The 11394-nt window shown below is 73.7% G+C and carries 7 protein-coding genes and 1 pseudogene; 3 read left to right on the top strand and 5 right to left on the bottom strand.

Annotated elements, in window-relative coordinates:
- Positions 1-13: 13 nt before the first annotated feature.
- Together ACI79T_RS06425 and ACI79T_RS06420 are read right to left on the bottom strand one after the other, a co-directional pair.
- Positions 14-424: a phage holin family protein gene (locus ACI79T_RS06425; RefSeq protein ID WP_456609213.1), complete on the bottom strand. Its 411-nt coding sequence runs from the start codon at positions 422-424 to the stop codon at positions 14-16.
- Positions 425-473: 49 nt separating this feature from the next.
- Positions 474-1988, bottom strand: coding sequence for a phytoene desaturase family protein (locus tag ACI79T_RS06420; RefSeq protein WP_456609212.1), 1515 nt, complete (start codon positions 1986-1988; stop codon positions 474-476).
- Between the two features lie 200 nt (positions 1989-2188).
- On the opposite strand from ACI79T_RS06420, the pseudogene fdh reads away from it, so the two are divergent.
- From fdh to nrfD, 3 genes and pseudogenes are all read left to right on the top strand, one after another.
- A pseudogene (fdh, locus tag ACI79T_RS06415) lies at positions 2189-5482 on the top strand (formate dehydrogenase).
- Positions 5479-6531, top strand: a complete 1053-nt coding sequence (locus ACI79T_RS06410; protein WP_456609211.1) for a 4Fe-4S dicluster domain-containing protein — start codon at positions 5479-5481, stop codon at positions 6529-6531. The pseudogene fdh and the gene ACI79T_RS06410 overlap by 4 nt, the downstream one beginning before the upstream one ends.
- 116 nt (positions 6532-6647) lie before the next feature.
- Entirely contained in the window at positions 6648-7580 is a 933-nt protein-coding gene (nrfD, locus tag ACI79T_RS06405; protein WP_456609210.1) for an NrfD/PsrC family molybdoenzyme membrane anchor subunit, read from the top strand.
- A 31-nt stretch (positions 7581-7611) separates the two neighbouring features.
- Here nrfD and ACI79T_RS06400 read toward each other — a convergent pair whose 3' ends face one another.
- The 3 genes from ACI79T_RS06400 to ACI79T_RS06390 all read right to left on the bottom strand — a co-directional run bounded on the left by ACI79T_RS06400 (position 7612) and on the right by ACI79T_RS06390 (position 11147).
- Entirely contained in the window at positions 7612-9417 is a 1806-nt protein-coding gene (locus ACI79T_RS06400; protein ID WP_456609209.1) for a glycoside hydrolase family 15 protein, read from the bottom strand.
- A gap of 3 nt (positions 9418-9420) precedes the next feature.
- Positions 9421-10446, bottom strand: a complete 1026-nt coding sequence (locus ACI79T_RS06395) for an SDR family oxidoreductase (RefSeq protein WP_456609208.1) — start codon at positions 10444-10446, stop codon at positions 9421-9423.
- A gap of 164 nt (positions 10447-10610) precedes the next feature.
- Positions 10611-11147: a hypothetical protein gene (locus tag ACI79T_RS06390; protein WP_456609207.1), complete on the bottom strand. Its 537-nt coding sequence runs from the start codon at positions 11145-11147 to the stop codon at positions 10611-10613.
- Positions 11148-11394 lie beyond the last annotated feature (247 nt).

The raw sequence follows: 11394 nt of genomic DNA, 5'->3' as shown, positions 1-11394 counted from the left end.
ACGGCGCGGCGTCTCACCCGGCGGGCGAGGGCCGATCGGTGCCGGTGGCGGCCCGGACGTCCTCGCGCAGGCTCGCCACCGTCTCGTCGGGGACGAGCGGCCACGCACGGCGCAGCTCCGCCAGCGCTCCGGCGACGAGAGCCCCGGCGCCGGCGGCGTAGATCCCGGTCGCCACGGCGGCCGCGGCGGGCGGGCTGAGGTGGCGGTCCAGGGCGCGGAGGAGCAGGGCCGTCGAGCTGCCGACCGCCATCGCACCGAGGGCACCGGCGGCGCCGAGCAGCGCGCCGGCGCGGCCGGCCTGCCGCGCCTTGCCGGCCAGCTCGGCCTGAGCGTGCTGGATCTCCTGCCGCACGAGGGCCGAGAGGTCGGTGGTCAGTGACTGGAGCAGGTCGCTGGTGGAGCTGTTCCGGGTCGGGTCGCTCATGGGGTGCTCCTCGCGCTCGGGCGGGTGGACCGGTGCGGCACCACGTCCGCTACCCGGCGGTGCCGGTCCCCGAACCCGGGACACCGAGCGGGCCGTCACCCGCGGGCGGTCGCAACGGCGGCGCCGTCGGCACGCCGAAGACCTCGCGCAGCGCGACCCGTGCCGCGTTGTCCCCGCACATGCCGTGGACCGCCGGCCCGGGCGGCGTGGCCGCCGACGCCAGGTAGGTGCCCGGGAGGGGGGTCCGGTACGGGTTCCAGCGAGGCACCGGGCGGGCGAGCATCTGCCGGAGGGAGGCCTCGCCGTTGGAGATCTCCCCGCCGACGTAGTTGGGGTTGTAGGCCTCCATGTCGTCTGCGCGCATGGTGTGCCGGGCGAGGATCGTGTCGCGGAAACCGGGGGCGTACCGCTCCACCTGCGCCTCGATCCGGTCGGTCATGTCGACGTCGGACCCGTTCGGCACGTGCGCGTACGCCCACAGCACGTGCCCACCGGACGGCGCCCTCGTCGGGTCGGCCACGGTGGGCTGCACGGCGATCACGAACGGCCGGTCGGTGTGGCGCCCCGAGGAGGGGGCGGACTCGGCGGCGACGGTCTCCTCCAGGTCGCCCGACAGGTGCACCGTGCCGGCGCGGCGGACGTCGGCATGGGTCCAGGGCACCGGCTCCGACAGTGCCCAGTCGATCTTGAACACCCCCGGGCCGTGGCGGTACCGGGCGACCCAGCGGCGGTACCCCTCGTGGACGCGGTCGCCGGCCAGCCGGACGAAGGCCTGCGGGGTGGTGTCCAGCAGGACGGCGGGGACGCCGTCGAACTCACGCAGGTCGGTGACCTCGTGCCCGGTGACCACCTCGCCGCCCTGCTGCCGGAGGGCGACGACCATCGCGTCGGCCATCCGCTGCGAGCCGCCCTCGACCACCGGCCAACCGCCGTGGTGGGCCAGCATCCCCTGCAGCAGGCCGAGCCCCCCGGTGATCGCGCGGGTGAGGTCCAGAGTCCCGTGCGCGGCCGCTCCGGCGAGCAGCGCACGCGGCCCGTCGGTGCGGAACCACCGGCGGGCCAGCCAGCGGACGTTCGGCAGGCCGTTGACGGCGAACGAGGCCATCGCCGGGAGGCTCCGGGTGGGGATCCGGCGCAGCGCGCTCCCGAGGAAGAAGTCCACGAGGTCGTCACCGGCGTCGACCAGCGGTCCGAGCAGCCGACGGTAGGCGGGGCCGTCGGGCCCGAACCCGTCGGCCGTCTCCTCCAGTGACCGGTGGGCGACGGCGGCCCGGCCGCCGTCGAGGGGGTGGGCGTACGGGACCTCCGGGTGCAGCAGCCGCACCCCGCGGGACGGGAGGTCGAACTCGCGGAAGAAGGGCGCGGCGGCCGCCATGGGGTGCACCGCGGCGCAGACGTCGGAGAGGAAGCCCGGCCGGGTCAGCTCGGCGGAGCGGATCCCTCCTCCGGGCCGGCCGTCGCGCTCGACGACCTGCACGCGCAGCCCCGCGGCGGCCAGCCGTAGGGCTGCCGCCAGGCCGTTGGGCCCCGAACCGACGACGACGGCATCCGGCTTCCCGCTCATCGACCCCATGCTCGGTCAGGACCCGGTCGGCGGCCAGCCGGAGGTCTGCGGGGAAGGGCGCGAAGGTGCAGGCCGCCCGGCCGGTGACTAGGGTCGGCACCGGTATCTGGACGGACCGAGGCGTGCGGCCGAGACCGTGCCTGCGCGCCCAGCGACCTGCCCGCCCCATCCGGGCGGTCGGGGCTCTGCAGGGGGAGTTCATGAAGACCTGGCTCGAGGCGTGGCCGGTGGTCCGGCAGCTCACCGGGAACGATCCCTCCGGCCGCGGTGCGGCGGTGCGCAGCAAGCGGACGGACGCCCTGGTACCGCGCACCGCGACCGCCGACCGGGTCGTGCAGAGCGTGTGCCCGTACTGCGCCGTCGGTTGTTCCCAGCGGGTGTTCGTGCAGGACGAGAAGGTCACCCAGATCGAGGGCGACCCCGACTCGCCGATCAGCCGCGGCCGGTTGTGCCCGAAGGGCGCGGCCAGCAAGAGCCTGGTCACCAGCCCCACCCGCGAGACGAAGGTCCGCTACCGCCGCCCCCACGGGACCGAGTGGGAGGACCTCGACCTGGACACGGCGATGGACATGATCGCCGACCGGGTGATCCGCACCCGCCGCGAGACCTGGCAGGACGAGGTCGACGGCAAGCGGGTCAACCGGACCATGGGGATAGCGAGCCTCGGAGGGGCGACCCTCGACAACGAGGAGAACTACCTCATGAAGAAGCTCTACACCGCGCTGGGGGCGGTGCAGGTCGAGAACCAGGCCCGCATATAGCACTCGTCCACGGTCCCCGGTCTGGGGACCTCGTTCGGTCGCGGCGGCGCGACGATGCCGCAGCAGGACCTGGTCAACGCCGACTGCATCGTCATCCAGGGCTCCAACATGGCCGAGGCCCACCCGGTGGGCTTCCAGTGGGTGATGGAGGCCAAGGCGCGGGGCGCGACGGTCATCCACGTCGACCCGCGCTTCACCCGCACCAGTGCGCTGGCCGACCTGCACGTGCCGCTGCGCGCGGGCAGCGACATCGCCTTCCTCGGCGGTCTGATCAACCACGTCCTGCAGAACGAGCTGGACTTCCGCGAGTACGTGGCCGCCTACACCAACGCGGCGGCGATCCTGCGGGAGGACTTCCAGGACACCGAGGACCTCGACGGCCTGTTCTCCGGCTACGACCCCGAGAAGGGGCAGTACGACGAGACGACGTGGCAGTACGAGGGCACCGAGGTCACCGCCGCGGCCGGGCAGCGTCAGGCGCCGAAACCTGGGGCGACCGGCGTATCCGGCGCGCGGCAGGGTGACGCGGAGGAACACGCGGAGGAGCACGCGGAGGGCGGCTCGGAGGAGTCGGGCAGCGGCGGCGTCCCCATCGCCGGCAAGCCCCGCCGCGACGAGACGCTCCAGCACCCGCGGTGCGTCTACCAGGTGCTCAAGCGGCACTACGCGCGCTACACCCCGGAGCTGGTCCACGAGGTCTGCGGCATCGAGCCGGCCGTGTTCCGGAAGGTCGCCGATGCGCTGACCGCCAACTCCGGCCGCGAGCGCACCAGCGCCTTCGTCTACTCGGTCGGCTGGACCCAGCACACCGTCGGTGTCCAGTACATCCGCGCCGCGAGCGTGCTGCAGGCGTTGCTGGGGAACATGGGCCGGCCGGGCGGCGGCATCCTGGCGCTGCGCGGGCACGCGAGCATCCAGGGGTCGACCGACATCCCCACCCTCTACAACATCCTCCCCGGCTACATCCCCATGCCGCACGCCCGCGAGGACCGCGACCTGGACGACTTCGTCGCCGAGGCGTCGGGCTCCGTCGGCTACTGGGGCAACATGCGGAAGTACGCGGTCAGCCTGCTGAAGGCCTGGTGGGGTGACGCCGCGCAGCCGGAGAACGACTTCTGCTTCGACCACCTGCCCCGGCTGACCGGGGACCACAGCAACTACACGACGATCGCCGAGCAGATCCAGGGCACCGTGCCCGGCTACTTCCTCGTCGGGGAGAACCCCGTCGTCGGCAACGCCAACGGGAAGATGTCCCGGCTCGGCCTGGCCAACCTGGAGTGGCTGGTCGTCCGCGACCTGCAGATGATCGAGTCGGCGACGTTCTGGGAGAACGGCCCGGAGATCGAGACCGGTGAGCTGGTGACCGAGCAGATCCCCACCGAGGTGTTCTTCCTGCCCGCGGCGGCGCACGTGGAGAAGGACGGCTCGTTCACCAACACCCAGCGGCTGCTGCAGTGGCACTCCCAGGCCGTGGAGCCGCAGGGGGACTGCCGCAGCGACCTGTGGTTCTACTTCCACCTCGGCCGGATCGTCCGCGAGAAGCTCGCCGGGTCCACCGACCCGCGGGACCGGCCGATCCTCGACCTCACCTGGGACTACCCGACCCACGGGCCGCACGACGAGCCCAGCGCGCACGCGGTGCTCCGCGAGATCAGCGGGACCGGACCGGACGGCACGGCCGTCTCCGGCTACACCGAGCTCCAGGACGACGGATCCACCAGCTGCGGCTGCTGGATCTACTCCGGGGTCTTCGCCGACGAGGTCAACCAGGCCAACCGCAAGAAGCCGCACACCGAGCAGGACCTGGTGGCGCCGGAGTGGGGCTGGGCGTGGCCGATGAACCGCCGGGTGCTCTACAACCGCGCCTCGGCCGACCCCGAGGGCCGGCCCTGGAGCGAGCGCAAGAAGTACGTCTACTGGGACGAGGACGCCGGGAAGTGGACCGGCCCCGACGTCCCGGACTTCGAGCCCACCAAGCGGCCGGACTTCATCCCTGCCGAGGGCGCCACCGCGGAGGACGCGCTCGCCGGCGCCGACCCGTTCGTCATGCAGGGCGACGGCAAGGCCTGGCTCTTCGTACCGGCCGGGTTGGCCGACGGGCCGATGCCGACCCACTACGAGCCCGCCGAGTCGCCGGTGCCCAACCCGCTGTACGCACGGCAGGCCAACCCGGCACGCAAGGAGCTCCGGGGAGCGTGGAACCGCGCCAACCCCGCGATGAACGAGGTCTTCCCGTTCGTCGTCACCACCTACCGGCTCACCGAGCACCACACGGCCGGCGGGATGAGCCGCACCCTGGAGTACCTGGCCGAGCTGCAGCCCGAGTTCTTCTGCGAGGTCAGCCCCCAGCTGGCCGAGGAGCGAGGGCTGGAGCACATGGGCTGGGCGACGCTGGTCAGCACGCGCAACGCCATCGAGGCACGGGTGCTGGTCACCGAGCGGATGCGCCCCCTGCGGGTCGCCGGCCGCGAGGTGCACCAGATCGGTCTCCCGTACCACTGGGGGCAGAACGGCATCACGACCGGCGACTCGGCGAACGAGCTGCTCGGTGTCGTGATGGACCCGAACGTGCACATCCAGGAGTCCAAGGTGGCCACCTGCGACATCCGGGCCGGCCGGCGGCCGCGCGGGCCGGCGCTGGTCGAGTTCGTCGAGGAGTACCGCCGCCGGGCCGGCGTCACCAGCGGGCGGCTCGGTCCCAACGGACGGGCCCCGATCGAGGAGCGCTCATGACGACGATCAGCTCGGCGAGCACCGCCTTCTCCGGGGACGACCCGCACAACCGGTTGTTCGGGCCGGTCCCCGACGTCGCCGGCGAGCGCGGCTACGGGTCGGGTGACGCGGCCGACGACCACCCGTCGCGGGTCGGCTTCTTCACCGACACGTCGGTGTGCATCGGGTGCAAGGCGTGCGAGGTGGCGTGCAAGGAGTGGAACACGCTGCCGATGGACGACGCCGAGGGCAACCGCGCGCAGATCGGGCTGACCGGTGCGTCGTACGACAACACCGGCCTGCTCGGCGCCAACAGCTGGCGCCACGTGGCCTTCGTCGAGCAGAGCCGCTCGGTCGACCTCCCGATGCCGACCGTCGGGGCGCCGGGGAGCGTCGGCGGTCAGCGGCCGCTGGCGGACCCGCCCGTCGTCCACCCGGAGGTGCCGGCGTCGGCGACCACGGCCGAGCAGAGCGCGCCCCTGCAGACGCCGTCCGGCGACCGGGAGGTCCGGTGGTTGATGAGCTCCGACGTCTGCAAGCACTGCACGCACGCCGCCTGCCTGGACGTCTGCCCGACCGGCTCGCTGTTCCGCACCGAGTTCGGCAGCGTCGTGGTGCAGGAGGACATCTGCAACGGCTGCGGCTACTGCGTGCCCGCCTGCCCCTACGGCGTGATCGACCAGCGGCAGGACGACGGCCGGGTGTTCAAGTGCACCCTCTGCTATGACCGGCTCACCGACGGGCTGCAGCCCGCGTGCGCGAGCGCCTGCCCGACCGAGTCGATCCAGTTCGGTGACCTCGACCAGCTCCGGGCCCGCGCCGACGCCCGGCTCGCGGCGCTCCAGGAGAAGGGGGTCGAGGGCGCCCGGCTGTACGGGCACGACGAGACCGACGGGGTCGGGGGAGCGGGGGCCTTCTTCCTGCTCCTGGACGAACCGGAGGTCTACGGGCTGCCGCCGGACCCGGTGGTGACCACCCGCGACCTGCCCTCGATGTGGCGGCACGTCGCCGCGGGCGCGGCGATGGTCGTCGGCCTGGTGGCGTCGGCGTTCGCCGGGCGACGCCGGTGACCGCGGCCGACGGCGTTCCCGGGGCGGGCTGGCGCCGGGCGGACGGCCCACCGGCGCAGGACCGGGAACGGCGCCGTCGCGCGGGAGGCCGGGCGCCACGCCCCGGTGAGTCGGTCGTGGGGGAGGCCGCGTTCACCTCCTACTACGGGCGGCCGGTGATCAAGCCGCCGGTGTGGAAGACCCCGGACGTCCCGCTGTACCTGTTCCTCGGTGGGGCCGCCGGATCGTCGGCGCTGCTGGGAGCGCTCGCCGAGGTGACCGGCCGGCCGGCCCTGGCCCGGGCCACGCACCTGACCGCGGGTGGTAGCGCACTGACCTCGGTGGCCTTCCTCATCCACGACCTCGGCAGGCCCGAGCGCTTCCTCTACATGCTCCGGGTCCTCAAGCCGACGTCGCCCCTGTCGGTGGGGTCGTGGATCCTGGCGCCGTTCAGCGCGCTGGCCACGGCCACGGCGGGGGCCCACCTCCTCGGCCGGTTCCCGCTGCTGCGCCGGTTCGCCGGGCTCGGGGCCGCCGTGCTCGGCGGGCCGATGACCACCTACACCGCGGCGCTGCTCGCCGACACCGCGGTGCCGTCCTGGCACGAGGCGCACCGGGAACTGCCGTTCGCCTTCGCCGGCTCGGCGATGGCGGCGGGCGGTGGGGTCGCCACCGCCTGCACCCCGGTGGCGGAAGCCGGCCCGGCACGGAAGGTCGCCGTCGCCGGAGCCGCGATCGAGCTGGGCGTGATGCGGCGGATCGAGCACGACCTCGGGCTGGTCAGCGAGCCCTACCGCACCGGCCGGGCGGGGCGGCTGCTGAAGGCGGCACGCGTCTGCACGGTGACCGGGGTGGCGCTCACCCTGGGGGCCGCCCGGCGGCGGGTGCCGGCGGTGCTCGGCGGGGCCCTCCTGGCGGCCGGCTCGGCGCTCACCCGGTTCGGCGTCTTCGAGGCCGGCATGGCCAGCGCGAAGGACCCCAGGTACACCGTCGAGCCGCAACGTGCCCGGGCGGCGGAGCGGGATGCCGCCGCGGCGGACGCGCGCCCAGCGGCCGACGCCTCCTCCTGAGACGCGGGGTCGTGGCGGGCCGGCCGCTGGGTCAGCCGGACGTCGCGGCCGACCCGGGTCGTCCCGCCGGCGGCGTGCCGCTGAGGTGACGGGCGGCGTTGACCAGGCCGACGTGGCTGAACGCCTGCGGGACGTTGCCGAGCTGACGACCGAGCCGGGTGTCGTACTCCTCGCTCAGCAGGCCCACGTCGTTGCGCAGGCCGACCAGCCGATCGAGGAGGCGCTCCGCCTCGGCCCGCCGTCCCGTGCCGTTCAACGCGTCGACCAGCCAGAAGCTGCAGGCGAGGAAGGCGCCCTCGGGGCCGGGCAGCCCGTCGTCGGTGTCCTCGGCCTCCGGCCGGTAGCGCAGCAGGAGACCGTCCTCGGACAGTTCCCGGCGGACGGCCTCGACGGTGCCGATCACCCGGGGGTCGTCCCAGCCGAGGAACCCGAACCGCGGGATGAGCAGCAGGGCCGCGTCCACGCCCCGCGATCCGTAGTACTGGGTGAACGTGCCGCGCTCGGCGTCGTAGCCCTTCGTGCAGACGTCGGCGTGGATCTCGCTGCGCAGCGCCCGCCAGCGGTCCACCGGACCGTCGAGGCCCTGCTGCTCGACCGCCCGGACCGCGCTGTCGACACCGGCCCACGCCATGACCTTGCTGTGGACGAAGTGCCGCCGCGCGGTGCGGACCTCCCACAGGCCGTTGTCGGGCTCCTGCCACGCGCCCTCGAGGTAGTCCAGGAGCTCCCGCTGGAGGGACCACGCGTCCGCGCTGTGCGGCATGCCCGCCTCGCGGGCCAGGTGCAGGCCGTCCAGCACCTCGCCCCAGACGTCGAGCTGGAACTGACCGGCCGCGGCGTTGCCGATCCGCACCGGCGCGGAGCCCTCGTAGCCGGCGAGCCACGGCAGCTCCTGCTCCGGCAGGCGCCGCGTGCCGTCGAGGCCGTACATGATCCGTAGATCTGTGGGGTCGCCGGCGACCGCGCGCAGCAACCAGTCGCGCCACGCCCGCGCCTCGTGCACGTAGCCGGTGCCCAGCAGGGCCTGCAGCGTGAACGTGGCGTCCCGGAGCCAGGTGTAGCGGTAGTCCCAGTTGCGTACCCCGCCCAGCTTCTCGGGCAGGGAGGTCGTCGCTGCGGCGAGGATTCCGCCGGTCGGTGCGTAGGTCAGGGCCTTGAGCGTGATCAGCGAACGACGGACCGCGTCGCCCCACCGGCCGGTGTAGTCGCACCGGCCGATCCAGTCTGCCCAGAACGTCTCGGCGTCGGCGAGCGCCGCCTCGGGATCCAGTGGGCGGGGACGCGGTCGGTAGGACGCCCCGTGGCTGAGGACGAACGGGACGCGCTCCCCGGCGCCGACCCGGAACTCCGCCCGCGCCGTGCCGCCGCGCTGCTCGAGGGACACCGGGGTGCGCAGCCACAGCGCGTCCGGTCCCGCGACGGCGACGACGTCCTCGCCGTCGGTGTAGGTCCACGGCCGGAGCTGCCCGTAGTCGAACCGTGGCCGCAGGGCCGTCTGCATGCGCACCCGGCCCGAGCGTCCCGCCACGATCCGGACGACGTCGGCGGCCTCGCCGCGCACGGGCATGAGGTCGACGACGTCGACCGTGCCGTCCGGCGTCTCCCACGTCGTCTCGAGGACCAGCGAATCCCCGCGGTACCGGCGTCGGGTGCACCTGGCCGCCCCGCTGGGTGCCAGCAGCCAGCGCCCCGCCCGGTCGTCGTCGAGCAGGGCGGCGAAGCAGGCCGGCGAGTCGAAGCGGGGCAGGCACAACCAGTCCATCGACCCGTCGCGGCCCACGAGGGCGGCGGTCTGCAGGTCACCGATGAGCGCGTAGTCCTCGATCCGCCGCGCCATCGGTCAGCGGTCGCGGCGCCAGGCGGCCACCGCCGTCGCGAGCAGCCCGGCACCGGCTGCGGCGAGGGTCCCGTGGTGGCGGGAGGCCCATATCTGCGGGTCCCGGTCGCGCGTCCGGTGGCGGAAGCTGCCCTGGGCGCCGAAGTCGCGGCCGTCGGGCCCGTCGGCCGGCTTCCAGAGGTTGACCGGGTCGTCCGGAGAGGCCGGCTCGCCGCGCTGCTGCCCCTCGTACCCGTTGCGGGCGAGGTACCGGTCCAGGAACTGCGGCCAGACCTTGTTGCCGAGGATCGTCCAGACCGTCGGGTTGCCGACCCACCACGCGCGGCGGCGCGGGTGCTCGCTGGCGTGCACCAGCGCCTGGGCCATCAGGTCCACCGGATAGATCGGCGGCACCGGCTGCGGCCGCTCGGGCAACTTGTTCAGCACCCAGTCGAACTGCGGGGTGTTGACCCCGGGCAGGTTGACCATCGTCACGTGCACGTTGCTGCCGTCGTGCCGCAGCTCGGTCAGCAGCGACTCGGTGAAGCCCTTGATCGCGTGCTTGGCGCCGCAGTAGACGCTCTGCAGGGGGATGCCCCGGTAGGCGAGCGCCGAGCCGGTCTGCACGATCACCCCCCGGTCACGGGGCTTCATCCGCCGCAGCGCGGACATGGTGCCGTGCACGAACCCCAGGTAGGTGACCTGGGTGACCCGCTCCCACTCCTCGGCGGAGATCTGGTCGAAGGGCGCGAACACCGTGCTGAATGCGACGTTGCACCACACGTCGATCGGCCCGAGCTCGTCCTCCACCCGGCTCGCCGCCGCGTCGACGGCGGCGGCGTCGGCGACGTCGACCGGGATCACCAGCGGCGTCCCCCCGGCGTCCCGGACCTCCGCCGCGGCGGCGGCGAGCCCGGTCTCACCCCGGGCCAGCAGGGCGACGCGGTCCCCTCTGCGGGCGAAGGCGACCGCGCTCGCCCGTCCGATCCCGCCGCTGGCCCCGGTCACGACGACGACTCGCCCGGTCCCGGCTCGTTCCCTTCCGCGCACGGCAGACCCTCCCGTGGTGTGTGTCGCGGCCTGGCGCAGGAGCCGGCCGCACGTGCTCGGCACCGCCACCGCGGGCGTGCGCCGCCGGCTCCTGTCGGTTGCACGGTGGGCGCGGACGGCAAACCCGTTCCCGCGGCCGGATCGGTCCGGGCGGTGCGGAGCCGTCAGTCGGCGGCCTTCTCCGGAGCGTGATCGTTCCCGCCGAAGACCCGGGCGGCGACCTCGCGGCGCGCGGCGGTGAGCCACTCGTGCTGCCGGTTGGCCTGCTCGACCAGGCCGTCGAGCCGCTCCTTGTCCAGCCGGTCGTCGGCGTCGGCCACCTCCCGGAGGCTCTCGAACCCGCTCCGCTTGGCCCTGACGGCGGAGGCGAGGAACTCGAACTCCACCAGGTCGCTCAACGGGGAGCGGCTCAGGAGCCGGCCGTTGAGCTTCAGCCGAGAGGCCTTCTCGCCCACCCACAGCGCCAGTTGCTTGTACCGCTGCACGGGGAGGCCGAGGGCGTCCATCGTCGAGCGCAGCGCGGCCTTCTCCTCGTGGAGCTCGGACAGGAGCTGCTCCAGCTTCGGCGCGTAGGGCGTACCCCGGTGCACGTCGAGCATCCGCCGCACCAGTTCGATCCCCCCGGTCGAGGCGGCGAGGTGGTCGTTGCAGTAGATCGCCAGCAGATCGACGTTGTGCAGGCCGGCGGACGGTTGGGACACGGGACCTCCAGGGAACGAGCACTGTTGCCGACAGTCTCGTCGCCGTCGCGGCGGTGCGCGCGGGGTCACCCCGGGTGGAGCAGAGCTCGGTAGCTCGCCGGGTTCGCGATCCGGAGGTCGCGGGTCCGGATTCTTCCCTCGCCACCGCGGCGACGGTCCGGTCACGGATGTGACCGGGCCGTCGTGCATCCGTCCCGGCATCCTCGCCGGGTGTGTTGTGTGTCACCCCGGATCTCTCTAACGTGCG

The sequence above is a fragment of the Blastococcus sp. SYSU DS0619 genome (genome assembly GCF_054051035.1).
Note: the sequence above shows the minus strand (reverse complement) of the source record. Positions and strands in the feature narration are given on the sequence as shown.

Coding starts and splice junctions, on each gene's coding strand:
- ACI79T_RS06400 (WP_456609209.1), bottom strand. CDS start 9,417: ATGGCGCGGCGGATCGAGGACTACGCGCTCATCGGTGACCTGCAGACC.
- ACI79T_RS06425 (WP_456609213.1), bottom strand. CDS start 424: ATGAGCGACCCGACCCGGAACAGCTCCACCAGCGACCTGCTCCAGTCA.
- ACI79T_RS06410 (WP_456609211.1), top strand. CDS start 5,479: ATGACGACGATCAGCTCGGCGAGCACCGCCTTCTCCGGGGACGACCCG.
- ACI79T_RS06420 (WP_456609212.1), bottom strand. CDS start 1,988: ATGAGCGGGAAGCCGGATGCCGTCGTCGTCGGTTCGGGGCCCAACGGC.